The organism is Acetobacter sp. JWB, assembly GCF_003323795.1.
Classification (GTDB): domain Bacteria; phylum Pseudomonadota; class Alphaproteobacteria; order Acetobacterales; family Acetobacteraceae; genus Acetobacter; species Acetobacter oryzifermentans.
The window spans coordinates 2,603,932-2,630,000 of record NZ_CP030871.1; the positions used below are offsets into that span (position 1 = coordinate 2,603,932).

Consider the following 26,069-nt stretch of genomic DNA (forward strand, 5'->3'; position numbering starts at 1 on the left):
CCCATTCACACCGATCACTAAAAAATCAAGCAGTCTTGCGCACTGCACTATTGGACGATGGCAGACATTTTTCTGCCAGAGCACCAAAAACCAGCCCCAGAACTGACCACAAAACAATCTGCATCCCTATGGATGCTTCCCGAAAACGCCACAGCACAATAGCGGGAAAATTATCTGGCACTTCATTGATGTCTGGCAGGCCAAACTGCACTGCGGCAACAAGCGCAAGCCCAAGAACAATACTACATACCACAGCGTTCCAATACCCTATAACATTAGAAAGCGCCCGCCCTACCAACAGAGAAATCATGGAAATTGCAATGGAAAGGCCAACCATTGCAAAATACATTTCCGTCCGCAGGCCAATGGTTTCTTCCTGACCAACTGCGGGTGGGTTCGGCGGATATTTCAAATCTGGTATCAACACAAACGTTAAAAACCCAACACTGGCAAGCAACAAAGCCATGCTGCGTGGGCTTAATGCTGCAAGGCGTTGGTACGCAAATGCGAAAACAATAGCAAAAATACCGCCATATGCTGCGCCATACATGAGTACAGCAGTAAGCAGCCCCCAAGATGCCTGCACGCTACGGCTTACCAGTTCAGGTTCTGGCGCCGCACCTGCGGCAGCATCCTGCGCAGCTTCAAACGCAATAGCTAAAGCAACCTGCGGTTCACCAAAAAATTTTGCAAATACAAAAGAAAGCAATGCAGCCAGAATGCCCGCGACCATGCCGCGGGCTAAAAGACGACCAACCATGAGTAAAACTTTCTTTTAGTGCCTTAGTGGCAGGGGAAACCAAGCAGGTGGCGGCCATCATGCACAAATTCATGCACGGCATGCCCGGAAATTAGGGAAGTAGCGCCCTGCTCTGCACCCACAAAGTAGATCAGCAGTGCAGAAACAATCAGACCGAAAACAGCCCAAGGCAGAATGGCGCGAACCGGAATGCTCTGGCCCGCTGCCGCAACCGGCATAGCTGTATGAACAGATGTGTTCATGATGTTGTATCCTTTATTTAACAGAGCCCACCGTAGCAGGCACAAAAGAGTTTGAAACAGAACGTCATGGTTTGGTCGGCCCTCATCATAGAATGACAAAGCCTAACAGCAAGGGCATTCCGAACACGCCTGCTGCTCCCCCGCCCCTAGAAAGTGATATTGGAGTGGAGCCCGAAGATGGCTTCGTTCCCGACGAGGCGGTTACCTGTCCAGTCTGTTACACCGCCAGAGGGGTGCCAGACATACTGGAAGTCTGGCTGCATGACCCACCAAGGCGTGACCTGCGCCTGATAGGTGAGTTCCAGATGGTTTTCATTACCCTGCACAGGCGCACCAGAGTTACGGTCATACCGCCGCTGGCCAGAAGAAGCCCGGCCAATGCCCCAGCCCAGACCCACCGTATCATTGTCACGCCCCTTGAACGGAGCCTTGAGGTTGATACCCGCATCAATGGCAAAGCTGATCATGTTCCGATCCCCACCATTACCCGTGGCGCGTGCAAAGACACCCACAGACTGCGGAGACTGGAGCGAGGGCCGCCAGATCATCTGGTCAATAATGCCATAGACCATCCAGTTGCCCCGATCCCACCGCGGAATGCCCGTGGTGTCAGCCGCACTCCCCAGTGGCTTGCCCTGATTGTTGTAACGATAATCAGGGAACTTGGCGGTATCGTAATACCCACCCAATTTGTAGATACCTGGCAGGCCGGGATCCTTGGTGACATGTGACATGTCATCAGGCTGGGGGTTGAGGGCATATTGCAGTTCGGTAATCAGCAGGGCGCCAGTGCCCATGTTGAAGTTGGCGCCATCCTCATCATGGGTATTCTGGTTGGTGGGGTCTGCGCTGTTGCCCCCGTTTTGAATACCAAAGGAGTTGTTGCGGTTGCCCGGCGGGTTATCATCCGCTGCGGCAAACATGAAGGTGAACTTATCTGTTGGACGGTAACGGATACGGATGGCGGGGGAAGAGAGCGGCCAGGATGGCCCACCCGCATACAGGTTGACCGATGGCGCCATGGGCCAGCCGAAGTTGGAGTTCAGATACAACGCCCCGTAATCACTGATCAGGAACTCGGTATCCAGATCCTGCTGCCCGATCTTGACGTCCAGCTTGCCATCCAGAAAAGACTGTTGGTACCACAGCTCGAACAGACGGGTGGAACGATCGGCCTCAAACCCGCTGACGGGGTTGAAGTTGGCCAGATGATCCTGCGAGATAGAGCGTCCACGCAACTGAAGGGCGCTGACATTGAACGTGCCGCCCTTCAGGCCGATCAGCTTTTCCAGATCCACTGTCAGGGTAGGCATGGTTACCCCATCATAGGCAGGGCCGGTGCCTGATCCACTGGCGCCATCAGCCCCCGAGGCCGAGCCCCCCGTGGCGTTGCCCCACAGCTCATCTATTTCCTGAATGTCAAAGCTGATACCGTGTTTGGCCATCCAGTCTCGCGCGCCCCACATGTTGCCCAGCAGGTGGTCGCTCATGTCGGGTGTGTCATCGCCCTTTTTCTCGGCAGCCGCATCTTCGGATGCGCGTTGGGAATCCCGCACCGTGGCCGGGTCAATCTGTTCAATCAAAGGCCCAGAATTGCCTAACCGACGACGATCCTGCTCAATCTGCGTCTCCTCACCATGCGCTAAGGCAGGCAAGTTGCCCAACACACCTCCGGCCAGAAGCAAGCAATGCAGAGAATACGGAAATTTCTTCCAAGTTCTGTTTGTAAAGATAGGCATTGTTACGCTTCACCGTGCAGCGTGAAGGCAAAACAACAGGAAGAATTAACGGAAAAACCTGCCAAAGGCAGAGGAGTAAGCATAGTACACTATCCACCTCCGATTCCCTCGCCCGGCGGTTAAACAAGACAACAACGGCAGGTCTCCTGACTTGCGGGTCATCGCACGTTACTCAGCCTTCCCGATGCTACCATCAGTGGCTGCCACTTTAAAGCGACCAAGGAGTAATATGCTCTCCGCCTACAGTTGCGAGGGCAGTTGCCGACTTGGTTCTGATACAGAACCTCCGGCATTCCCTTTCAAACCCGCTTGCGCGGGACCGTTGCAAGATGGCGCAACCCTTACCTTATTTTTGCCTCACATTTCAATCTTTGCCTGAATTGCATGGATAACTCTTGCCAGCAGCCGCATTTTAACCCACCAGTTCCTCCACACTTTACCCCTGACTGGCGGCTTATGGACCAACGATACCGCATTCCACCTCTTGCCATGCTCAACGCCTTTACGGCGTTTGCACGCACAGGCGGAATTAGACGCGCCGCAGCAGAGCTGCGTGTGGATCACGCAGCCATCAGCCGCCATATTCGAGATCTGGAAAATATTCTGGGCACCCCTTTGCGGGATAAGGAAACAGGCACCCTTACATTAGCAGGCCACACCTATTATTCCCGCATAACCCCACTATTAGAAGAACTGGCCACAGCTACGGCAGATATTCGCAACCATACGCCGCCCCTTACCATTACCTGTGCGCATGGTTTTGCTTACCATTGGCTGCTACCACGGCTTTCCACTTTTCGGCGCGCACATCCTCAACTAGAAATTATGCTACGCCCGGTAGATGCCAACACGGCGTTCCATGTTACCGGCGTGGAAACAGATAATCATGCTCATATCGGCTATGTGCGAGATGATGCGCCGTTAGCAGAACCCCGCAACACACGCAGCATGATTATTGCCCGGCCTGATGTTTTTCCGGTAGCTGCCCCCCTCTGCCTGACAGAACTGGGAGGACAGCCTCGCACAACAGCAGATTTACTCCGCGCACCCTTGTTGCAAGAAGAAGATGAAGCCGAATGGAAACTTTGGTTTCATGCGCAGAATGTTGCCTGCACAAAACTGCCTGCCGCAACGCGCCTTTGGCAGGCCCACATCACACTGGCTGCTGCCCGCGCGGGAGAAGGAATTGCTTTGGGCAATATTTTCCTGCTGGGGAATGATCTTGAAACAGGCCATCTGGTGCGGGTGCAACCAACGCAAACCCCACTGCGAGAAGTGGCTTTGGGGGCTTATCTTCTGCGCGCGTCCACAGCCACGTGGGAGAAAAAATCCCTCATCACATTCCGAAACTGGCTTTTGGAACAGGTGGAACTGGAAACACAGAACACCCCCTCTCTGCCCTAATGGCAGCTAAGCATTGTGCGGAACGGTATATGTGCTCTGAAAGAGCGGTGACCTTTTATCACCACAGAGGCAACAAAAAATCTCCTCCCCCTCCTGTGTGAAACATTTTACGGAACAGAAATAACTTTGCCCGCAACATAGTTCCCGGGAGCCCGTATTAATGGCCACGAATAAAGACCTTCTGAACCGCCGCACCCATGCTGTGCCACGCGGTGTTGCCACCTCCACCCCCGTTTTTGCAGATCGCGCAGAAAATGCTGAACTATGGGATGTGGAAGGCAAACGCTATGTTGATTTTGCAGGCGGCATTGCCGTTCTGAACGTTGGCCACCGCCACCCAAAAGTGATGGATGCTGTTAAAAAGCAGCTAGATCGCTTTACCCACACAGCTTTTCAGGTTTCTGCTTACGAAGCCTATATTGAGCTGGCCGAAAAGCTGAACGCCCGCGCCCCATTTTCTGGCGATGCCAAAACCATTTTCTTCACCACGGGTGGAGAAGCAACAGAAAACGCCGTAAAAATTGCTCGCGCTGCAACGGGCCGTAACGGTGTCATTGCGTTCTGCGGTGGCTTCCATGGCCGCACACTGTTAGCTTCTGCGCTTACGGGTAAAGTACTGCCTTACAAAGCACCTTTTGGCACGCTACCGGGTGAAGTGTACCACATCCCCTTCCCCGATAATCATGACATCACGGTGGAAGACAGCTTGAAAATGCTGCACTTCCTATTTGCGGCTGATATCTCCCCCAACAATGTAGCTGCTATTATTATTGAGCCCGTGCAGGGGGAAGGTGGCTTCCGGGTTGCCCCTACAGCACTGCTCAAGCAGCTTCGCGCTATTTGTGACCAGCACGGCATCAAACTGATTGCCGACGAAGTGCAGAGTGGTTTTGCCCGTACTGGCAAGCTGTTTGGAATTGAACATTCCGGCGTAGAACCAGATCTGGTGTGCATTGCTAAATCTCTGGCAGGTGGTTTTCCACTTTCCGGTGTGATTGGCCGTGCAGAACTGATGGATTCTGTTCCTCCGGGCGGTTTGGGCGGCACATATGCAGGTGCCCCTCTGGGTTGTGCAGCAGGTTTGGCCGTGCTGGACATTATTGAGGAAGAAAAGCTGCTTGACCGTGCCAATAACATGGGTGAACGCCTGAAGGCCCGTATTGCAAGCTGGCATAAGCGCACAGATATGCTGCCTATCAGCATGCCGCGTGGGCTGGGCGCAATGGTTGCTTTTGATATTCTGGAACGCCATGCGGGTGTGGAACAGCGCAAGGGTTTTGGTTCCAAACTGTGTGCCCGCGCCTGTGAAAAAGGTCTGATTTTGCTGGCATGTGGTGTGCAGGGCGCAACAATCCGTATTCTGACACCGCTGACCGCATCTGATGAACTGGTTGATGAGGGTCTGGATATTATCGAACAGATTCTACTGGAAGACGCAAAAGCCTGATCTGCATTTTGTTGCAGTATTTCAAACAAAAAGGCGGCCCTTCCCGGGTCGCCTTTTTTGTTCTGTTACCAATTTATAGCATTCATAAGGAGTCACCCTAAATGTAATGTCATAGTCAGGCCATCATTCCTGCTTATTCTTAGAAATAATGACTAAGAAAAACAGGAGGCCAGAATGACAGCATTTGGTGCATATTGGCTGCAAATACAAAAATCTTTTCGCAAATTACTTCAAGCTTTACTCAATTTAAAAATGCGTAAAGCATCACATATCAAACATTAAGCCTTTCTGTTTCCATCAAAAATAACAAAAAAGCCCGCCTACCATCAAAGGTAGCGCGGGCTTTTTTGTGCCGTTATGCAGCGTTATTTTTTATCGTCAGAGAACGTCTTCTGGCCCCACCGGCCAACATCGTGCGCAGCGTTCTCTGTGCCTTCCTTGGTTTTGTTCCAAACGCGCTCTGTCCCTTCACTTGTTTTGTCCCAAGCTTTGCGAGAACCATCCTTGGTTTTGTCCCAAACCTTGTCCGTACCTTCGCTCGTCTTGTTCCAAACTTTATGAGAACCTTCCTTGGTCTTGTCCCAAGTTTTTTCGGTTCCTTCGTGGGTTTTATCCCACGCGTTATGGGTGCCTTCTTTGGTCTTATCCCATGCCTTTTCACTGCCCTCGGAGGTCTTGTCCCAAGCTTTGCGGGAACCGTCCTTGGTTTTGTCCCACACTTTTTCTGTGCCGTTGCTTGTCTTTTCCCAAGCCTTGTTCGTACCTTCCTTGGTCTTGTTCCAAGCATGCTCGGTCCCTTCGCGGGTGTTATCCCACGCGCGGCCCAGCACACCTTCTTCAGCGTGAGCGCCAGGCAGGCTCAGAGCAAACATGGCAGCACCCAGCAGAGTTGTAGCGGCCGTCCGAAAAGAATAATTAGACACGAAATACATCCTCTTAAGTGAAAACCTTATCATTAAAGGTAAGTATTCAAAGGCTTTATGGCAAATGTACGCCACATCCGTGGCAGCAGCGCCCAACACACTTTAACGCGGCAAAGAATCCAGCGCAGCCTGCAATATATATGCCGCAGCCAGCCGATCCACCATTTCTGCCCGCCGCGCACGGGAAAGATCGGCTTCATCAATAAGCATACGATTCACTGCGGATGAGGAAAGACGCTCATCCCACTGGCACACGGGCAAACCTGTCTGCTCCGAAAGCGCAAGCGCCCAATCTCGGCTGGCCTGTGCGGCTGGCCCAAAGGACCCATCCAAAGAAAGGGGAATTCCCACAACCATGCCGCCAATTTCGTGTTCTGTAGCAAGATCACGAATAAAGCTGGCCATTTGCCCTAATTTTCCGCGCTTTACTGTTTGAAAGGGTGAGGCCACCATGCGGGAAACATCGGAAAGCGCTAACCCCACCTGCTTTTTGCCGGGGTCTATCCCTAGCAGGCGTGCGTGTCTGGGCAGGGTTGCAACAAGGTCTGTCAGGCTAAGCAGTGTCATACGGACGGTATGTTGCCTTTCGCGCGATTATGCTAGGTGCTTTCTTCCTATTGAGATCAAGAAAAGAGGGGTCCGCTTTCATGTCGCTAGACCTTGCGACCACCCGCCGCATTGCCAAACTGGCCCGTATCGGGCTGGAAGAGCATGAGCTTGAAGCCGCACGCCAGAAGCTGAACGGTATTCTGGGCTGGATTGACCAGCTTGCCGAAGTGGATGTGGAAGGCGTTCCCCCCATGGTGGGGACAGAAACAGAAACCCTGCGCCAGCGCGAAGATAAGGTAACAGACGGCAACTACCGTGATGCCCTGCTGGCCTGCGCGCCAGAAACATCTGGCCCCTTCTATACAGTACCCAAGGTGGTGGAATAATGCTAACCGGACTGACGCTCACCCAAGCGCGTGAAGGGCTTGCCGCCCGCAAATTTTCTGCACGGGAGCTGGCCAAAGCCCAACTAGACGCCATTGCCCGCCTCAACCCGGTGCTCAACGCCTATATTACCGTGCTGCCTGAAGAAACCGTATTGGCTGCGGCAGATGCGGCAGATGCCCGCTATGCCGCAGGCACTGCCGGGCTTATGGATGGCCTGCCCATTGGTGTAAAAGATCTGTTCTGCACCAAAGGTGTGCGCACCACGGCTGCCAGCAAAATGCTGGAAAACTTTGTGCCGCCTTATGAAAGCACAGTTACGGCCAACCTACTAAAAGCTGGCGCGGTCTTTCTCGGCAAAACCAATCTTGATGAATTTGCCATGGGGTCTGCCAACATCACCTCGGCTTTCGGGCCAGTGGCAAGCCCGTGGAAGCGCAAGGATGATCCCTCCGCTATACTTGTACCGGGCGGCTCTTCCGGTGGGTCTTCTGCTGCTGTTGCTGCTGGGCTGGGCCTTGCTGCTACAGGCACGGATACAGGTGGCTCCATCCGTCAGCCTGCTGCTTATTGTGGTATTGTGGGGCTTAAACCGACCTATGGCCGTTGCAGCCGCTGGGGCACCATTGCCTTTGCAAGCTCGCTTGATCAGGCTGGCCCTATGACACGCAGCGTGGCAGATGCCGGGCTGATGCTGGAAGCCATGGCTGGCTTTGATGAAAAAGACAGCACCTGCTCCAACCGCCCTGTTCCCGCGTTTAGCAAAGCTGTTGGCAAAAGCGTAAAAGGCCTGCGCGTGGGTATTCCCACAGAATATCGTTCTCCCAACCTGCCTGCAGAAGTTGTGGCCATGTGGGAAAAGGGCATTGCGTGGTTGAAAGAAGCAGGCTGCGAGATTGTGGACGTTTCTCTTCCGCACACCAAATACGGCCTGACTACATATTACATTATTGCCCCGGCTGAATGTTCCTCCAACTTGGCGCGTTATGATGGCATCCGCTTTGGCATTCGTAAGGATGCCCCCACACTGGATGGTGTATATGAGGCCACACGCGCCGCAGGGTTTGGGGCAGAAGTGCGCAGCCGTATCCTGATGGGCACCTATGTGCTTTCTGCTGGCTATTACGATGCCTACTATCTGAAAGCCCAGAAAGTGCGCACCCTTATCAAGCGCGATTTTGAACAGGCGTTTGAAAACGTAGATGTGCTGCTTACCCCTACCGCGCCATCCGCTGCCTTTGCGCAGGGTGAAAACATGGATGACCCGGTGCAGATGTATCTGAACGACATCTTTACCGTACCCGCCAGCATGGCCGGTGTGCCTGCCCTTTCTGTTCCGGTGGGGCTTAATGGCAATGGTCTGCCGCTAGGGTTACAGGTGATTGGTAAACATTTTGATGAAGAAACCGTGCTGTCTATTGGCGGCGCGTTAGAAGCGGCGGCGGGCTTTACGCACCTTCCGTCCGTACATGCGGGAGCAGGCGCATGAGCTACGTAATTGAAGGTAAAACCGGCCCGTGGGAAATTGTGGTCGGGCTGGAAGTGCACGCACAGGTTATCAGCCAGTCCAAGCTGTTTTCTGGTGCTTCTACAAAATTTGGGGGAGACCCGAACACTCAGGTTAGCCTGGTTGACGCAGCCTTTCCCGGCATGTTGCCTGTTATCAACAAGGAATGCGTGGCGCAGGCCATCCGCACCGGGTTGGGGCTGAATGCCCAGATCAACCTGTTCAGCCGGTTCGACCGTAAAAACTACTTTTACGCCGACCTGCCACAGGGTTACCAGATCAGCCAGTTCGAGCACCCGATTATTGGCACGGGTTCTATCGAAATTGAACTTCAGAGCGGTGAAACACGCCAGATTGGCATTACCCGCCTGCATCTGGAACAAGACGCTGGCAAGCTGCTGCATGATCAGGACCCCTCAAAATCCTTTGTGGATCTGAACCGTGCAGGCGTAGCCCTGATGGAAATTGTGAGCGAACCCGATATTTGCGAACCAGAAGAGGCCGGGGCTTACCTGCGTAAGCTACGCCAGATTCTACGCTATCTGGGCACGTGTGATGGCAACATGGAAGAAGGCTCCATGCGTGCAGACGTAAACGTTTCCGTGCGCAAAGCGGGCGAGCCTTTCCGCACTCGCTGCGAGATCAAAAACGTCAACTCCATCCGCTTTGTCATGCAGGCCATTGAGGTGGAAGCCACCCGCCAGATTGAAATCTGGGAAAACGGCGGAGAAGTTGATCAGGAAACACGCCTGTTTGATCCGGGCCGGGGTGAAACCCGCACCATGCGCTCCAAGGAAGATGCGCATGATTACCGCTACTTCCCAGATCCTGACCTGCTGCCATTGGTAGTGGAACAGGCGTGGGTGGATGATCTGAAATCTAAGCTGCCGGAACTGCCAGACGCAAAGCGTGCCCGCTTCCAGAAAGACTACGGCATTCCGTCTTACGATGCTGGCGTGCTGGTTGCAGAACAGGCCGTAGCTGATTTTTACGAAACCGTGGCCAAAGGGCGCGATGGCAAGCTGGCGGCAAGTTGGGTGATTGGTGATCTGTTTGCGGCTCTTAACCGCACCAGCAACACCATTGAAACCAGCCCTGTTAGCGCAGCTTCCTTGGGCAAAATGCTTGATCTGATTGCGGATGGCACCATTAACGGTAAGATTGCCAAGGAAGTGTTTGAAGACATGGTGGAAACGGGTGATAGCCCGGATGCCATTGTGGAACGCAAAGGCCTGCGGCAGGTGACCGACACAGGAGTTATTGATTCCGCCATTGCTGCCATTTTGGAAAAGCATGCAGATAAGGTGGCTGAATACCGTGGCGGCAAAGACAAGCTGTTTGGATTCTTTGTGGGGCAGGTCATGAAGGAAACCAAAGGTAAGGCGAACCCTGCCTTGGTCAATTCGGCCTTAAAAGCCCAGTTAGACGGCTAAAATCTACAATTTGAAAAAATAAGTTTTCAGGGGGTTTGACGGAACGCGTTGAACCCCCTAAAAGCAGCGGTGCAAACGTCGTGTATGTTCGCACTCTTCGGCGGAGGGGTGGCCGAGTGGCTGAAGGCGGCGGTTTGCTAAACCGTTATACGATGTCAAGTCGTATCGAGGGTTCGAATCCCTTCCCCTCCGCCAGAGATAGAAATCTCGATAAACTCCTTATCTGCATATTTTCAGGCTTTTTTGCCCTACTACCCTTTTTAAAGGGACTGCAAATCATACAAGCGACGATACAGCCCATTTTTTTGCTGAATCAGCGTAGCATGCGCGCCATCTTCTACAATTTGTCCGTGCTCAAAAACCAGAATCCGGTCCAGCCCCACAACGGTGGCAAGACGGTGTGCCACAACCAACACGGTGCGGCCTTTCATCAGGCGTTCCATGGCTTCCTGCACCAGCGCTTCCGATTCGGAATCCAAACTGGCGGTTGCTTCATCCAACACCAGTATGGGGGCATCCGCCAAAAAGGCACGGGCAATAGCAATGCGCTGGCGCTCTCCTCCTGAAAGCTTTACGCCACGCTCACCCACCAGCGTTTGATATCCTTCTGGCAGCCTATCAATAAAACCAGCGGCATTGGCTAATTGAGCAGCCTGCGCGATTTGCTCTGGTGTGGCATCTGGCCGACCATAAGCAATATTTTCCGCCAAACTCCGATGAAACAACACAGCTTCCTGCGGCACTAAAGCAATTTTTTCCCGCAAATCAGACTGGCGCACACGCGCAATATCTATGCCATCAATTAAAATTCTGCCTGACTGTGGCACATAAAAACGCTGTAACAATTTAATGAAACTTGATTTTCCCGATCCAGAAGGCCCTACCAATCCAACCCGACTACCAGCAGCAATTGTAACGGAAATATCCGCAAAAAGTGCCCGCTCCTGCCCCGGATATTGGAATGAGACATGTTCAAAGCAGATTTCCCCCGCACTCACCAACAAGGGTAGCGGATAAGCGGGATCTGCCACCGCCTCAGGCGTACGCCACAACGCAAGCAATTCTTCCATTTCATTGACAGATCTCTGCACCACAGAAACCTGTTGCCCAATATCGCGCAGGTAGCCTTGCACCAAAAATGTCATGGTCAGCACATAGGCAACATCACCTGGGCCAGCACGCCCCTGCCACCACAACCAAACAGCTGCGCCTGCCAGAACAAGCCGCATACACATAACAACTGCGGCCTGAATATTGGCGCTATCTGTCCCTCTGGACCAAGTATAAATGGTGGCCTTTCGCCATTGCGAAATAAGTGTTTGTAGGCGGCTTTCTTCGCGCTTTTCTGCGCCAAAAGTTTTAACAACTGCATTGCAGGTGATGGCATCTGCCAGAGCAGCCCCCATGCGGCTATCCCACGCATTGGCAACCCGCGCAGATGGCGCCACATAACGCAGGGTTAAGGTGCAGGAAAGCGCAACAAACAAAACAGAAAGCACACCCAGAATAACCCCCATAAAGGGCCAATGCCACCCCAACACCAAGGTTGTAAGCACCAGCAGGCATGCTTCGGGTATCAGCATTAGAAGCAGTGTATCATCCAGCATATCCACAGCCCACATACCCCGCGTTAAACGCCGAACCGTGGAACCGGCAAACGTATTGGCATGCCATTCTGCGGAAAGCTTTTGTACATGCGCAAAAGCTTCTGAACCTATTTTCTGCATGACCTGAGTGGTTAGATGCGTGATGCCCAAATAAGCATATCGCTTTAACAACACATTCCCGAACCCACATGCCGCCATAGCGGCAAGCATCCATAGGGCATCATGCACTTTGCCTGCCTGCGCAGCCGGAGCGGAAACATCCGTCACCAAACGTCCCGCAGCCAGAGGCATAAGCACATCGGCCACTGTAGCTGCCAGAATACTTCCGGCTGTTATGGTTAAGGGCAACGGAAAAGCCACCCAGCGCCGCACCACAAACTTCAGCACATCTACAAAAAGCGATGCCTTACGTCCGGATTTGACATGACTTTCTGAAGTTTGTGACATGATAAAAACCTGAAAAACGGAACCGATGCGCTGTGTATCCTGAGACATAAAGCCCTGCAAATCCGGAATACGCATCAGCATGGACGCCAGACGGGCAGACGCGTTACACTGCCTTATGGTTAAAAAATCCACCACTTCAGCGCCCGTAAATTCAGGCAAACCGACTGATAAACCGCGTGTGCAAAAACGCACAACAGCCAAAAAACAGGCTCCGGCAAATCAAAGCAGTGGACCTGCTGCTATTGCTCCACGGGATATGACACCTCAGGAAATATACAGTTTTCTGAAAGATCTTTCCCAAGCATGGCCAGATGCTAAAACGGAACTGCTTTACACCACACCTTTTACGCTGCTGGTAGCCGTAGTGCTTTCGGCTCAGGCAACAGATGCCTCCGTCAACCGCGTGACACCCGCTTTGTTTAAGGCCGCCCCTACTCCAGCCGCCATGGTGGAATTGGGGGAAGAAGAAGTTGGTAAACTTATTCGCACCATTGGGCTATGGCGTAACAAGGCCAAAAATGTTGTCGAACTTTCCCGCCAACTTGTAGCAGATCATCAAGGGAAATTACCCGGTACGCGGGAGGAGTTGGAAAAGCTGGCTGGTGTAGGCCGCAAAACAGCAAACGTTGTGCTAAATGTTGCGTTCCATAAACCTACCGTACCAGTGGATACGCATGTTTTCCGTTTGGCCAACAGATCTGGACTGGGACGAGGCAAAACTGTGGAAGCTGTAGAAAAAGCTCTGGAAACCCGCATTCCACTGGAAATGATCCAGCCTTCTCACCACTGGATGATTCTTCAGGGAAGATACGTTTGCAAAGCCAGAAAACCTGAATGCTGGCGCTGCAATGCTAAAACTCCATGCCTGTTTCCAGATAAAACACCAGCACCACGTGTAAAAGCACCCAAACCCTTAGCCGGATAAAAAAGCCCTGATCCGCGCCTCGCTAACGCGGTGGCAAAAACCCTTAGAGCCAGCCAGCAAGTTCCTGACGCGCTAAATCCTCCAGCAAATCTATGCTGGCGGGCGTATCATTCAGGCACGGCACCAGCGTAAACTCCTGACCACCAGCTTGTATGAATTCTTCGTGCACTTCGTTGCCGATTTCATCCAATGTTTCCAAGCAATCCGCCATAAAACAGGGCGTTACCACAGCAATGCTGGTAATGCCTTTTTCCGGCAAACCGGCAATAAATGGTGCCGTATAAGGCTCCAGCCATTTGGTTGGGCCAAATCGGGATTGGAATGTCATGGGCAGGGTGGTTTCATCTCGCCCCAAAGCCTTGCGTAAGGCTGCAACAGTTCTTTCACATTCAGCCCGATAAGAATCCCCCTTGCGCACATATTCTTCTGGCAAACCATGAAAGGACGCCACAACCATCTGAAAAGGAATATCGGCTTCTGCCTCTGCCAAACGAACAGAATCTGCAATGGCTTTAATAAAAGCTGGCTGATCTGGAAATGATGGAAGGGTGCGTATGGCAGGTTGGTTACGCAAACGCATAAGCGTACGAAACACCTGATCATTGGCAGTTGCTGTTGTTGTGGCACTGTACTGCGGATAAAGCGGCATGCACAAAATGCGGTCACACCCTTTTTCAAGTAATTCCTGCACCGCTTCCGCAATGGAAGGCGCACCATAACGCATCCCCCACGCAACAGGCACGTTTTGTGCCGCAAACCGCTCGTTCAGCGCTTCAGCCTGATGGCGCGTATAAGTGCGTAAAGGGCTTTCATTTTTATGCGTGTTCCATATGCGCGCATAGGCCTTCCCGCTCCTACGTGGGCGCGTTGTAAGTACCACCCCCTGCAAGATAGGTTGCCAAAGCGCTGGAGGCCCTTCTATCACCCGACGATCGGATAGAAACTCGGAAAGATAACGGCGCACGGCCCGATATCCTGTATCATCCGGCGTACCCAGATTAACCAGAAGAATACCAACGCGCGGAGCGGCCTGTGCATGCTGTGGCTGAGGCGGGATATGATGAAAAACCATACTTATAGCTTCTTTTCTTTCAAACAGCTCAAACCTTTTTCAAAGCACTTCTGCATAATAGAAGGTAACGCTGTATCTTTCACACATTCCATGGGCACTAAAAAACCATCACTCACAGCCTGATTGGAAAAGTGTTTTATCTGGGCCACATACACATCCAGATATAAGGTAAAATGTGTAAACACATGCTTAACACGACCTGCTAACGTCCACTCCGCCGTAAATGGAGCTGCTTGCAGAATCTCTGTTTCGTTCCAGTTTTTTAATCGCCATTCGGTGCCGGGCAGTTCTGTCATGGCTGCCAAAAGCCCCTTCTCTGCTCGTTTACGCAGCAGAATTTGCCCTGCGGCATCTCGCGCAAGAAAAGCTGCGCCAAAACGTACAGGGCGCTCTGCCTTAGGCAGCTTACGCGGCAATTCGGCTGCAATACCCTGTTTATAGGCCGCACATTCGCCTAGCCATGGGCACAACCCACAGGCCGGTGCCCGCGGGGAGCAAAGAGAAGAACCTAAATCAAACAAAGCCTGAGCAAAGTCGGATGGCCGCTCCTGTGCTTCACGGTCCGCATTTAACGTTATGGCCAGTTGTGCCAACTTTTTACGGGCTGGCGGCAAGGGGGCCGTAATGGCAAATAAGCGTGCGGTTACACGCTCCACATTGCCATCCACAGGCACCACAGGCACACCAAAAGCAATGGCCGCCACCGCAGCCGCTGTATATGGGCCTATGCCTGGCAGGGCACGTAAACCCTGAACATCTTGCGGAAACCCATCCAGAGCCACCACGGCCTGCGCACAAGCATGCAGATTACGAGCGCGGGAATAATAACCCAGCCCGGCCCACGCCGCCAAAACATCTTCCCTATCAGCACTTGCCAAGGCCTGCACTGTCGGAAACTTTTCTGTAAAGCGTAGATAATATGGAGCAACCGCTTTAACAGTGGTCTGCTGTAGCATGATCTCGCTCAGCCATACCCGATACGGATCTGGATGAGATTGGCCTACAACACGCCACGGCAAAGTGCGGCGGTGTCGGTCATACCAATGAAGCAATGCGTGGGCTGATGGATGTGTCACGGAGGCAGTTATGAAGAAGGAAGCCAACGGCGGCAAGGCTGTAACACCTAAAAGCCGTAGCACACGCCGTACCCCTCAAAAACCAGAAGCAGCACCTCCGCCGCGCGCCAGAAACCTACGCAGCCTTGCAGCACTTCTACCGGCTGTAACGGCACCGGCTTTTCGCCGTCGCTCTCCCACAGGCGCTATGTTGATGAACCAGTGGCCAGATGTTGTGGGCCCGGCACATGCGGCGGTTACAAGCCCGCGCCGCCTTTCTGCTGGCACTTTAACCATTGCGTGCGCTGGCCCCGTTGCCATGGAGCTTCAGCATTTGGGAGATACGTTGATTGCACGCATCAACACATGGTGTGGAGAACCTTTGGTAAACCGCTTGCGCTTTGTGCAAGACCCAACCGCAGGCATCCGCTCCCGTCCACAACGCCGAAAACCTCAAAAATCCGCAGTAACCTGCACACTTCCTGAACTGGAAGAAGGCCCTTTACGGCAGGCCCTGGAAACTTTGGGAGCAGATATTTTGAAAAGTCAGAACAAAAAACGCCTGTAACACAAAGAAAAATTTACCCAAGTATATTATAATAAAAAAGTTATTTTACGCTTCTGTTCTTGAAATTGACATAATCTTATTGCCTTACAAAGCCCTGTTTTTCAAAAGCTGGGCAAGACCAAAACCTTTTTCAGGCCTTTGTCTGACAATCAAACAATAAATACAGGATAAGCACAGGATCTGCGCCATGTTGCGTAAACCTAACACGACACCAAACATGACACACCAGAACACAAACATTCCCGCAGGGCATAAAACACGGGATAGCCTGTCCGACTTGCAGTTTCTGCAAGAATGGGTGGCTTCTCCAGCTTATTCCACTGCAAGCGTTTTACGGGCAGGACAGATCCGCCGAACCAACCCGGATTTGGTCCGTAAAGTGGCGGCACAAACACATAAAACGCCGTAAAATACCAGTTCTCCATTATTCGCATAAAATCAGGATTGCATCACACAGGCGCACAGCGCACCATAAGCGCCATGTCTTTGCGTATGGGTTGCTCTTTGCCTATCTTATTGCGTCAGCAAAAACGGTTTTTAATGGCTTTTGCCAGCCTTGCCATGCTGGCAGGCTGTGCGAACCAGCCGCGCTCCAGTTATAATCCACCCGGCCCCGCCGTAGATAAATGGGGGCCTTACATTCAGGAAGCCTCCACCCGCTTTTCCATTCCTCAGGCATGGATCCGGGCCGTGATGCAGCAGGAATCTGGTGGTCACCAATATATGCATGGCCATCTGACACGTTCTGTGCACGGTGCCGTCGGGCTGATGCAGATTAAGCCAGACACTTACCGCGAACTGGCCAAGCGGTACCAGCTTGGCTCTGACCCCTATAATCCGCACGACAACATTATGGCGGGCAGTGGTTACATCCGCCAACTGTATGACAGATTTGGTTCTCCTGATTTTCTGGCCGCATATAGCTGCGGGCCACAATGCATGGAAAACCACCGCTCACGCCACACGGCCCTGCCCTCATATGCCAAAACTTATCTGGCGTCTGTTTCTCCGCACCTAAATGATCCGGTACCAAGCGCCATTACGCCAGCTAGCGCGATTGCCATTGCAGACACGCAAACCCCAGTAGCCACCCCGGCTGTAACGGTTGCGCCCGCTCAACACGTTGCCAGCATTGCTTCACCGGGGATCGCGCCACCTATTACCGATGACATACAGCCACCAGCGCCTTCCGCCCCCGATACCAGTGCTATTCCGGTATCATCTTCTGCTGATACCCAGCCAGTAACAGACACGCCGCCAACTTATCAGGCCGCAAACACTGTGCCAGTTTCTGGGTCAGCAATGGTATGGCAGCAAAATACACCTTCTGGCGGCGCTATTATCCAAATTGGCGCATTTTCCTCTCAGGAAAGAGCACAGCACGCCATTCAGATGGCACATCAATCCACCCCTGCCCTGGCCGGTGCGGAAGATCGCATAGACCGGATTGCCCTTAAAAGCAGCGGGCAATCTGTGTGGCGTTCACGCTTGGCGGGCCTACCATCCGCACAGACAGACACAATCTGCATGTCCTTGAAACAGCAAGGGTTAAACTGTGTTGCCGTGACACGCTGAGCTCTCTTTTATCCCTTCAGCATCAATAGCGTGTTCGTATGTAAGGCATGATTTTTCCTGCCTTGCCCGTGTTTTCAGTATGCGGTTGAACATCTCTCCCCAGCAAATGCTTGGCGGGACAGAACTGAAAGGATATGAGATAAGCAGAATACTCTCTTAACCCCGAAGCCAGACCTGAACATTTGCAAAGGCGACCGGGAAACACGGATACCCAGCGCTGAAGGAGCCGTACCGACACCATGCTTCGTCGTCTCATGCCCTGCCGTCCCGCCGCCAGCCATGTGCCTGCCGGGTTCCGCCGCACCAGCACCCTGCTTACCGCATGTGCGGGTATTGGCCTGTTAGCTGCGTGCTCTTCTGGTGACAGATCAGACAATGGTCTGACAGCACCGCGCAACCATCTGCTGGCCGAAGATCGCGGAGCATCTGGCGGTGATGCGGAACTTAAAGGAGGTGTAAACGCCTATCTGTGGCGCGCAACCCTTGATACCCTCTCTTTCCTGCCGGTTTCTACCGCAGATGCAGAAGGCGGTATTATCCTGACAGACTGGTACACCCCGCCTGCTGCCCATGATGAGCGCTTTAAGGTAACTGCCTTTATTCTGGACAAACGCCTGCGTTCCGATGCCCTGCGTCTGAGCGTGTTCCGCCAGATCAAGCAAGGGGAAGAATGGGTGGACACACCGCCTGCTCCCAATACTGCATCTGATATTGCAGCACGCATTCTCTCCCGCGCACGTAAGCTGCGAGCCGATAATGGCAACCGGGATAGCTAATTTTATCCCAGCGCCATTTTCCACATTCCCTTTCATTAGGTCTCAGACACAGAATATTCATGTCCCAGTCTTCCAGCACGCCCACGCCCTATGATTTCAATACGGTTGAACCCAAATGGCAGAAAGCCTGGGCAGATGCCGATATTTTCACCGTTCCGGATGCCCCCCCAGCGAACAAACCCAAATACTATGTGTTGGAAATGTTCCCCTACCCATCTGGGCAGCTACATATGGGCCATGTGCGCAATTATGCACTGGGGGACGTGATTGCCCGCTATAAGCGGGCACGTGGTTTTTCTGTGCTGCACCCTATGGGGTGGGATGCATTTGGCCTACCTGCAGAAAACGCAGCGCGCGAACGTGGCGTGCACCCCAAGGAATGGACTCTGAACAATATTGCCACCATGCGTGGCACATTGCAGCGTCTAGGCTTTTCTCTGAACTGGGATAGAGAAATTGCAACCTGCCTGCCGAACTATTACGGCAAACAGCAGAAGCTCTTTTTAGACTTTCTAAAAAGCGGCCTAGTTGAACGGCGCGAAAGCTGGGTCAACTGGGACCCGATCGATCAAACCGTTCTGGCAAATGAACAAGTTGTAGATGGCAAGGGCTGGCGTTCTGGTGCCCCCATTGAAAAAAAGCAGCTTTCACAGTGGTTCCTGAAAATCACAGATTTTGCCGAAGATCTGCTGAACGGCTTAAAAACGCTAGATCGCTGGCCAGAACGCGTGCGCACCATGCAGGAACGCTGGATTGGCCGGTCTGAAGGGGCAAAGCTGCGTTTCTCCCTGCATCAACCCCCGGCTGGGCTTGATGAAAATCTGAACGCAGTAGAAGTGTTCACCACCCGGCCAGACACGCTTTTTGGCATGTCCTTTCTTGCTATTGCTCCAGATCACCCACTGGCTGCATGGGCTGCCGAACAGAACCCACAGGCCGCAGAGTTTGTGGCGGAATGCCGCCGGCTTGGCACATCAGTAGAAGCCGTGGAAACTGCTGAAAAACGCGGTTTTGATACAGGCTTGCGCGTAAACCATCCGTTTATGGATAAAAGCTTCCCGGTCTGGATCGCCAATTTTGTGCTGATGGATTACGGCACAGGCGCGCTGTTTGGCTGCCCAGCTGGTGACCAGCGCGATCTGGACTTCGCGCATAAATATAATCTGCCTGTCACACCTGTTGTTTTGCCTACTGGCAAAGATCAGGCAGATTTTGCCATCACCACTACGGCCTATACAGGCGATGGCACCATGATTAACTCCGGGTTTCTGGATGGTCTTTCCACCGCAGAAGCTCGGAAAGAAGCCATTTCTCGGCTAGAAGGGCTGGGCATCGGGCAAGGTGTGGTGAATTGGCGCCTGCGTGATTGGGGCATTTCCCGCCAGCGTTATTGGGGCTGCCCTATCCCCATTATTCACTGTGCAGAGTGCGGCCCGGTTGCCGTGCCTGATGAGCAACTTCCTGTGGAGCTGCCGGATGATGTCTCTTTCGACAAACCCGGCAACCCGTTGGACCATCACCCCACATGGAAGCACACCTCCTGCCCGAAATGCGGCAAACCAGCCACCCGCGAAACAGACACGTTTGATACGTTTGTAGATAGCTCGTGGTATTTTGCCCGCTTTACAGCACCGCACGCACCCACCCCAACGGTAAGAGCTGCGGCCGATGGCTGGCTGCCTGTTGATCAGTATATCGGCGGGATTGAGCACGCCATTTTGCATTTGCTGTATGCGCGCTTCTTTACCCGTGCCATGCACCGCACAGGCCATCTGGATGTGGATGAACCCTTTGCCGGATTGTTCACGCAAGGCATGGTAAGCCATGAAAGCTATAAGGATTCATCAGGCAACTGGCTGTACCCAGAAGAAGTAGAGCGCACAGCCCAAGGCTGTGTGAAACGCGGCACCACCGAACCCGTAACCGTTGGTCGTGTGGAAAAAATGTCCAAATCCAAGCGGAATACGGTTGCGCCTGTTGCAATTATTGAACGCTTTGGCGCCGATACCGCCCGCTGGTTTGTGCTGTCTGACAGCCCGCCTGAACGAGACATGGAATGGACAGAAGCTGGTGTGGCCGGTGCGGCCCGCTTTAACCAGCGCTTGTTCCGCACCATTCGCACAGTTGCACAGGATATTCCTGCCACAACAGAATGCCCAACAGACATCGATCGTCAGGCGGATACGCTACGCCGCACCACACACCGCACCATTGCTGCCGTAACGGAAGCTCTGGAAGGTTTTGCCATTAACGTGGCTGTGGCGCGTATTCATGAACTGACATCTGCTCTGGCAGAAGCTGAAAAGTCTGCAACTGTTTCCGGCATGGCATTTGCACGCCGTGAAGCTGCACAGACACTGTGCCTCCTTTGCGCCCCCATGATGCCGCATCTGGCTGAAGAAATGTTTGCTCTGATTATGCCGTCTGCTGGTTTGGCTGCACAGCAATCTTGGCCAGAAGCGGAACCAGATCTGCTTACAGCAACGCATATTACCATTGCTGTGCAGATTATGGGTAAACTGCGCGGCACGATTGAAGCGCAACCGGATGAAGATGCCGCAGATGTTGTTGCCCGCGCAGAAGCCGAGCCCAACGTGGCACGACTTCTGGAAGGCAAACGCATTGTTAAACGCGTTCATGTTCCCAACCGTATTGTTAACTTTGTAACGGCAGGCTGATGGTTCATTCCCGCTTTTTCCTACGTTCCGCGCGTCTTGCTCTGGCAATCACGCCTCTGGTTGCGTTGCCAGTTGTGCTGAGCGGTTGTGGCTTTCAGCCCCTGTATGGAGAAAGCGGGAAGAACAACGTAGATGTGAATACAGAACTCAAAGACATTTACGTTGCCAACATACCAGAACGCACTGGCCAGCAGTTGCGGCTGGCCTTGCAGCAGCAAATGTCTGCGGATGGGCCAGAAGACCCCCATAAATACACACTTATTGTGATGCCATCCTTCAATGCAGAAGCGATCGACATTCACTCAGACAACACATCTGGGCGCACCCGCATTACAGGGCATGCCCACTGGCAATTACTTACCGTAGCGCAAAACCCCACGCTGCTGGCGCAGGGTGATACCACCACAATGGATGGTTACACCAACACATACGAACAGTATTTCGCCCAGACATTGAACAACGAAACAGCTATGGGACGCGTAGCCCAAACCCTTGGTGAACAAATTACCCAACAGGTTTCTACGTGGTTCCGCACTCAGGCTGCTCCAGCAGTCTCGCGGGATCAAGGGCCGAAAGCCTTTTATCCTATTCCTACAGCCATGCCAGAATCAGACAAAGAAGTGCCTATGGAACAGGAAGGTGCTGATGCAATTCCAGATATGGCTACTGGGCGTGGTGGGCCGAGCCAGTATTAAGGCGACTTTTATTTCATGAAGATAGACGCCCGCAACCTATCCCGCGTTCTGGCTGATCCTGGAGCATGGCGTATTCTTCTTCTACATGGTGAAGATACAGGGCTTATTAAAGAACGCGCTCAGGACGCTGTTATCAAAATAGCTGGATCAGCAGATGATCCATTCCGGGTTGCAGTGCTTGATCGTGAAACGCATGACAAACTGATGGAAGAGGCTACGGCACTTTCTCTTATGGGTGGGCGCCGCGTGGTGCGTGTGCGTGATGCATCCGACACCGTACTCAAACCATTAGAAGCCTTTCTGGCTCAAAGCAGCGATACTCTTATTATCCTAGAAGCTCCGGGCCTTTCATCGCGCTCCAAGCTACGTAACTTTCTGGAAAAACACGCCAACTGCGCCAGTATTGGCTGTTATCCTGAAGAAGGTCGTAATCTCGAATCCTCCATTACGCACATGCTGACAGAACATAAGGTACGCATTGCTTCTGATGCCTTGCATTGGCTGACTAGTCGGCTTGGTGCAGACCGTGCCGCAGCGCGTAGTGAAATAGAAAAATTGTGCTTGTATGCCGGTGATTCTGGCAGCCTGACGCTAGATGATGTTCGAGCAAGCATAGGAGATGCCGGTAGCGTTTCCTTGGAAGATGCTGCCTTTGCTGCCACAGAAGGCAATCGTATTGCCGCAGATACGGCCCTAGAAAGAGCATTAGCTGAAGATACAAGCCCCATTGCCATTGCGAGATCTTTTCTAGGGCATCTGCATAGGCTCCGCCGTGTAAGAGCCGCTATGGCCGCAGGGGTTAGTCGGAGTGATGCGGTTAAAGCGCTACGTCCCCCGGTTTTTTTTAAACGCACAGCAAGTTTTAACAAAGCATTAGAGTTGTGGTCTCTCCCGGCTCTTACCAAAGCTGTGGAAGAAACACAGGCACTGGAATATGCCTGCAAACAAACAGGCAGCCCCGATGCGCTGCTGTGCCGACGGTACGTTTCCACTTTAACTGCACGGGCAGCCATGCAGGCGAGACGGTAGACCTGTTCGTTTTATCACTTGTTCGTATCAACCTCTTTCAGTATACGAAAAGCGTGTGTCCGCGTAGCTCAGCAGGATAGAGCACAGGATTCCTATTTAATTGGGCACTATAATTGGAAACATTATAGTGAATCTGCTCAAAGTCGGGGAACGCTTAATCTGGAAAACAGATTGTGCCAATCCCGAGCCAAGCCTTGTACTTTAATACAGAACAAGGAAGGTGTAGAGACTGGACGGGCAGTGCCTAAGAACCTGAAATTTTAGGTTTATGGCAAAGGGACAGTCCAGACCACGAACGTTGCATGGTATCATGCAACGGCAGTGAAAACTGAAGTGGTATGAATCCTGGGGCCGTGGGTTCGAATCCCGCCGCGGACACCATTATGTATTATTCTAGTGATTTAGACGCCTGTTGAGGCGGGTCATATATGCAGCACCCCGCCAAGCTTAGGGATCTAGCTGGGCTTGCATTGCAAGTTGGCACTCCGGAACGCAGAAAGCCCGCTCTATGAGCGGGCTAACAACTTGATTTCATTTGGAAATTTTGGTTGCGGGGATAGGATTTGAACCTATGACCTTCAGGTTATGAGCCTGACGAGCTACCGGGCTGCTCCACCCCGCGGTTGTGATTGTGTTGAAATTTGTAGGGGTAGTAAGTTTTGGCAGGGTGGATTGGAAGACCTGGCGGCGACCGACTTTCCCGTGGCTTAAGCCACAGTATCATAGGCGCTGGGGGTTTTCACGGCCGAGTTCGGGATGGGATCGGGTGGATCTCTCCCCGCCATGGCCACCAGGTCATCCAGTCCACCCTGTAAGGGTGTGTGGAAGACGGTTGGTAGAAGAAGTAGGCGTATATATGGATGATTTCTGTGCACGGGCTGTCCTTTTAAGGGGACAGTAAGAGAGTGAGCCTATTGGGTGATTAGGACCAGTTAGCTGCACGTGTTACCACGCTTTCACACCTGGCCTATTAACGTGGTGGTCTACCACGACCCTCAGGGAGACCTAGTTTTGAGGTGGGTTTCCCGCTTAGATGCTTTCAGCGGTTATCCCTTCCATACTTAGCTACCCGGCGGTGCCGCTGGCGCGACAACCGGTGCACCAGAGGTATGTTCATCCCGGTCCTCTCGTACTAGGGACAAATCCTCTCAAGTCTCCAACATCCACGGCAGATAGGGACCGAACTGTCTCACGACGTTCTAAACCCAGCTCACGTACCACTTTAATCGGCGAACAGCCGAACCCTTGGGACCTGCTCCAGCCCCAGGATGTGATGAGCCGACATCGAGGTGCCAAACCTCCCCGTCGATGTGGACTCTTGGGGGAGATCAGCCTGTTATCCCTAGAGTACCTTTTATCCGTTGAGCGATGGCCCTTCCACGCGGGACCACCGGATCACTATGGCCGACTTTCGTCTCTGCTCGAGCTGTCACTCTCGCAGTCAGGCGGGCTTATGCCATTGCACTCAACAGCCGGTTTCCGACCGGCCTGAGCCCACCATCGCGCGCCTCCGTTACACTTTGGGAGGCGACCGCCCCAGTCAAACTGCCCACCATACAGGGTCCCGGATCAGGCTAACTGACCACGGTTAGACATCAGAAAAATTCAGGGTGGTATTTCAAGGATGGCTCCACAGGAACTGGCGCCCCTGCTTCAAAGCCTCCCACCTATCCTACACAGAATGTCTCTGATGCCACTGTAAAGCTGCAGTAAAGGTTCATAGGGTCTTTCCGTCTGACCGCGGATACCCCGCATCTTCACGGGGAATTCAATTTCGCTGAGCCGATGCTGGAGACAGCGGGGAAGTCGTTACGCCATTCGTGCAGGTCGGAACTTACCCGACAAGGAATTTCGCTACCTTAGGACCGTTATAGTTACGGCCGCCGTTTACCGGGGCTTCAATTCAGTGCTCTCACACCTCCTCTTAACCTTCCGGCACCGGGCAGGCGTCAGACCCTATACGTCGTCTTTCGACTTCGCAGAGTCCTGTGTTTTTAATAAACAGTCGCTACCCCCTGGTCTGTGCCACCCGCCAATGGTTGCCCACCAACGGGTCTCGCTTATCCCGAAGTTACACGAGCAATTTGCCTAGTTCCTTCAGCATCGTTCTCTCAAGCGCCTTGGTATTCTCTACCAGTCCACCTGTGTCGGTTTCGGGTACGGTCTATACGCCAGAGCTATTTCCTGGAATGCTCCAAAAGCCAGGTCAATCCGTTAAGACCTGACAACATATCGCATTCGTCACTTCTGGCAGGTACAGGAATATTCACCTGTTTCCCATCGACTACGGCTCTCGCCCTCGCCTTAGGGGCCGACTAACCCTGCGTGGATTAACCTTGCGCAGGAACCCTTGGACTTTCGGCGACAGTGTTTCTCGCACTGTTTGTCGCTACTCATGTCAGCATTCGCACTTCCGATATCTCCAGAGAGGGTCACCCCGTCTCCTTCACTGACTTACGGAACGCTCCGCTACCGCGCATATCATAGATATGCACCCACAGCTTCGGCACGTGGCTTGAGCCCCGTTACATTTTCGGCGCAGGGTTTCTATTAGACCAGTGAGCTATTACGCTTTCTTTAAAGGATGGCTGCTTCTAAGCCAACCTCCTGGTTGTTATGGAATCCCCACATCCTTTCCCACTTAGCCACGATTTGGGGGCCTTAGCTGGTGGTCTGGGCTGTTTCCCTCTCGACAATGGACCTTAGCACCCACTGTCTGTCTGCCAGGCTATACTTCCGGGTATTCGGAGTTTGGTTGGGTTTGGTAAGGCTTTGGGCCCCCCTAGCCCATCCAGTGCTCTACCCCCCGGGGTAACCACCTGACGGTCTACCTCAATAGATTTCGCGGAGAACCAGCTATCTCCGAGTTTGATTGGCCTTTCACCCCTAGCCACAGCTCATCCCCGACTTTTTCAACAGGCGTGGGTTCGGCCCTCCAGTGCGTGTTACCGCACCTTCAGCCTGGCCATGGCTAGATCACTCGGTTTCGGGTCTTCTGCCAGCAACTATGCGCCCTATTCAGACTCGCTTTCGCTACGCCTACACCTATCGGCTTAAGCTCGCTGCAAACAGAAACTCGCTGACCCATTATACAAAAGGTACGCCGTCACCCCATAAGAGGCTCCGACTGCTTGTAGGCATCCGGTTTCAGGTCTCTTTCACTCCCCTCGTCGGGGTGCTTTTCACCTTTCCCTCACGGTACTTGTTCGCTATCGGTCACTAGGGAGTATTTAGGCTTGGAGGGTGGTCCCCCC

At 53.0% G+C, this 26,069-nt stretch carries 21 protein-coding genes, 2 tRNA genes, 2 rRNA genes and 1 riboswitch (1 of these 26 running past the window's edge); of the genes, 14 read left to right on the forward strand and 11 right to left on the reverse strand.

What is annotated here, in order from left to right; genetic code table 11:
- Positions 1 to 25: 25 nt before the first annotated feature.
- The 3 genes from DS739_RS12305 to DS739_RS12315 all read right to left on the reverse strand — a co-directional run bounded on the left by DS739_RS12305 (position 26) and on the right by DS739_RS12315 (position 2,741).
- Positions 26 to 760 carry a CbtA family protein gene (locus tag DS739_RS12305; protein WP_006115107.1) on the reverse strand — a complete coding sequence of 245 codons (735 nt, stop codon included), beginning with the start codon at positions 758 to 760 and terminating at the stop codon, positions 26 to 28.
- 23 nt (positions 761 to 783) lie between these two features.
- Positions 784 to 1,002 carry a CbtB-domain containing protein gene (locus DS739_RS12310; RefSeq protein ID WP_003627697.1) on the reverse strand — a complete coding sequence of 73 codons (219 nt, stop codon included), beginning with the start codon at positions 1,000 to 1,002 and terminating at the stop codon, positions 784 to 786.
- Positions 1,003 to 1,148: 146 nt separating this feature from the next.
- A complete protein-coding gene (locus DS739_RS12315; RefSeq protein ID WP_006115109.1) occupies positions 1,149 to 2,741 on the reverse strand; it encodes a carbohydrate porin in 1,593 nt (530 codons plus the stop codon).
- Positions 2,742 to 2,859: 118 nt separating this feature from the next.
- Positions 2,860 to 3,080: riboswitch (cobalamin riboswitch) on the reverse strand.
- Between the two features lie 117 nt (positions 3,081 to 3,197).
- Between DS739_RS12315 and DS739_RS12320 the strand changes: the two genes are divergently transcribed.
- Together DS739_RS12320 and gabT are read left to right on the forward strand one after the other, a co-directional pair.
- A complete protein-coding gene (locus tag DS739_RS12320) occupies positions 3,198 to 4,145 on the forward strand; it encodes a LysR substrate-binding domain-containing protein (RefSeq protein ID WP_035351858.1) in 948 nt (315 codons plus the stop codon).
- 160 nt (positions 4,146 to 4,305) lie between these two features.
- Positions 4,306 to 5,592 carry a 4-aminobutyrate--2-oxoglutarate transaminase gene (gabT, locus tag DS739_RS12325; protein WP_006115111.1) on the forward strand — a complete coding sequence of 429 codons (1,287 nt, stop codon included), beginning with the start codon at positions 4,306 to 4,308 and terminating at the stop codon, positions 5,590 to 5,592.
- 365 nt (positions 5,593 to 5,957) lie between these two features.
- On the opposite strand, the gene DS739_RS12330 is transcribed toward gabT, so the two are convergent.
- Both DS739_RS12330 and ruvX read right to left on the reverse strand, forming a co-directional pair.
- Positions 5,958 to 6,614 (reverse strand): endoglucanase, encoded by a 657-nt coding sequence (locus DS739_RS12330; protein ID WP_006115431.1) that lies wholly within the window; start codon positions 6,612 to 6,614, stop codon positions 5,958 to 5,960.
- Between the two features lie 3 nt (positions 6,615 to 6,617).
- Positions 6,618 to 7,082, reverse strand: a complete 465-nt coding sequence (ruvX, locus tag DS739_RS12335) for a Holliday junction resolvase RuvX (protein ID WP_006115432.1) — start codon at positions 7,080 to 7,082, stop codon at positions 6,618 to 6,620.
- An 80-nt stretch (positions 7,083 to 7,162) separates the two neighbouring features.
- On the opposite strand from ruvX, the gene gatC reads away from it, so the two are divergent.
- The 4 genes from gatC to DS739_RS12355 all read left to right on the forward strand — a co-directional run bounded on the left by gatC (position 7,163) and on the right by DS739_RS12355 (position 10,583).
- A complete protein-coding gene (gene gatC, locus DS739_RS12340; protein ID WP_035351843.1) occupies positions 7,163 to 7,450 on the forward strand; it encodes an Asp-tRNA(Asn)/Glu-tRNA(Gln) amidotransferase subunit GatC in 288 nt (95 codons plus the stop codon).
- Complete coding sequence (gene gatA, locus DS739_RS12345) at positions 7,450 to 8,937, forward strand: Asp-tRNA(Asn)/Glu-tRNA(Gln) amidotransferase subunit GatA (protein WP_006115434.1); 1,488 nt, start codon at positions 7,450 to 7,452, stop codon at positions 8,935 to 8,937. Before gatC ends, gatA begins: the two co-directional genes overlap by 1 nt.
- Positions 8,934 to 10,388: an Asp-tRNA(Asn)/Glu-tRNA(Gln) amidotransferase subunit GatB gene (gene gatB, locus DS739_RS12350; protein ID WP_006115435.1), complete on the forward strand. Its 1,455-nt coding sequence runs from the start codon at positions 8,934 to 8,936 to the stop codon at positions 10,386 to 10,388. Before gatA ends, gatB begins: the two co-directional genes overlap by 4 nt.
- 102 nt (positions 10,389 to 10,490) lie before the next feature.
- Positions 10,491 to 10,583 (forward strand) — tRNA-Ser (locus tag DS739_RS12355).
- Between the two features lie 65 nt (positions 10,584 to 10,648).
- Here the strand turns inward: DS739_RS12355 and DS739_RS12360 are convergent.
- Positions 10,649 to 12,442: an ABC transporter ATP-binding protein gene (locus DS739_RS12360; RefSeq protein ID WP_035351855.1), complete on the reverse strand. Its 1,794-nt coding sequence runs from the start codon at positions 12,440 to 12,442 to the stop codon at positions 10,649 to 10,651.
- 67 nt (positions 12,443 to 12,509) lie between these two features.
- Here DS739_RS12360 and nth point away from each other — a divergent pair, with 67 nt between their 5' ends.
- Positions 12,510 to 13,367 (forward strand): endonuclease III, encoded by an 858-nt coding sequence (gene nth, locus DS739_RS12365; RefSeq protein WP_035351839.1) that lies wholly within the window; start codon positions 12,510 to 12,512, stop codon positions 13,365 to 13,367.
- A gap of 43 nt (positions 13,368 to 13,410) precedes the next feature.
- Here the strand turns inward: nth and hemH are convergent, their stop codons facing one another.
- On the reverse strand, positions 13,411 to 14,439 hold the full coding sequence (gene hemH, locus DS739_RS12370) for a ferrochelatase (protein WP_006115438.1): 1,029 nt from the start codon (positions 14,437 to 14,439) through the stop codon (positions 13,411 to 13,413).
- 2 nt (positions 14,440 to 14,441) lie between these two features.
- A complete protein-coding gene (locus DS739_RS12375; protein ID WP_035351836.1) occupies positions 14,442 to 15,515 on the reverse strand; it encodes an A/G-specific adenine glycosylase in 1,074 nt (357 codons plus the stop codon).
- Positions 15,516 to 15,525: 10 nt separating this feature from the next.
- Here DS739_RS12375 and DS739_RS12380 point away from each other — a divergent pair, with 10 nt between their 5' ends.
- From DS739_RS12380 to holA, 7 genes are all read left to right on the forward strand, one after another.
- Positions 15,526 to 16,062, forward strand: coding sequence for a DUF721 domain-containing protein (locus tag DS739_RS12380; RefSeq protein WP_006115440.1), 537 nt, complete (start codon positions 15,526 to 15,528; stop codon positions 16,060 to 16,062).
- Between the two features lie 187 nt (positions 16,063 to 16,249).
- On the forward strand, positions 16,250 to 16,471 hold the full coding sequence (locus tag DS739_RS12385; protein ID WP_006115441.1) for a hypothetical protein: 222 nt from the start codon (positions 16,250 to 16,252) through the stop codon (positions 16,469 to 16,471).
- A gap of 71 nt (positions 16,472 to 16,542) precedes the next feature.
- Positions 16,543 to 17,637 (forward strand): lytic transglycosylase domain-containing protein, encoded by a 1,095-nt coding sequence (locus DS739_RS12390; RefSeq protein ID WP_035351852.1) that lies wholly within the window; start codon positions 16,543 to 16,545, stop codon positions 17,635 to 17,637.
- Between the two features lie 239 nt (positions 17,638 to 17,876).
- Entirely contained in the window at positions 17,877 to 18,413 is a 537-nt protein-coding gene (locus DS739_RS12395; RefSeq protein ID WP_006115443.1) for a DUF3576 domain-containing protein, read from the forward strand.
- Between the two features lie 59 nt (positions 18,414 to 18,472).
- Entirely contained in the window at positions 18,473 to 21,091 is a 2,619-nt protein-coding gene (leuS, locus tag DS739_RS12400; protein ID WP_006115444.1) for a leucine--tRNA ligase, read from the forward strand.
- On the forward strand, positions 21,091 to 21,786 hold the full coding sequence (locus DS739_RS12405) for an LPS assembly lipoprotein LptE (RefSeq protein WP_035351832.1): 696 nt from the start codon (positions 21,091 to 21,093) through the stop codon (positions 21,784 to 21,786). The genes leuS and DS739_RS12405 overlap by 1 nt, the downstream gene beginning before the upstream one ends.
- 15 nt (positions 21,787 to 21,801) lie before the next feature.
- On the forward strand, positions 21,802 to 22,815 hold the full coding sequence (gene holA, locus DS739_RS12410; protein ID WP_006115445.1) for a DNA polymerase III subunit delta: 1,014 nt from the start codon (positions 21,802 to 21,804) through the stop codon (positions 22,813 to 22,815).
- Positions 22,816 to 23,360: 545 nt separating this feature from the next.
- Here holA and DS739_RS12415 read toward each other — a convergent pair.
- The 3 genes from DS739_RS12415 to DS739_RS12425 all read right to left on the reverse strand — a co-directional run.
- Positions 23,361 to 23,437, reverse strand: a tRNA-Met gene (locus DS739_RS12415).
- 57 nt (positions 23,438 to 23,494) lie between these two features.
- Positions 23,495 to 23,610 (reverse strand): 5S ribosomal RNA (rrf, locus tag DS739_RS12420).
- A gap of 106 nt (positions 23,611 to 23,716) precedes the next feature.
- A 23S ribosomal RNA gene (locus tag DS739_RS12425) occupies positions 23,717 to 26,069 on the reverse strand; it runs 390 nt beyond the window's last position.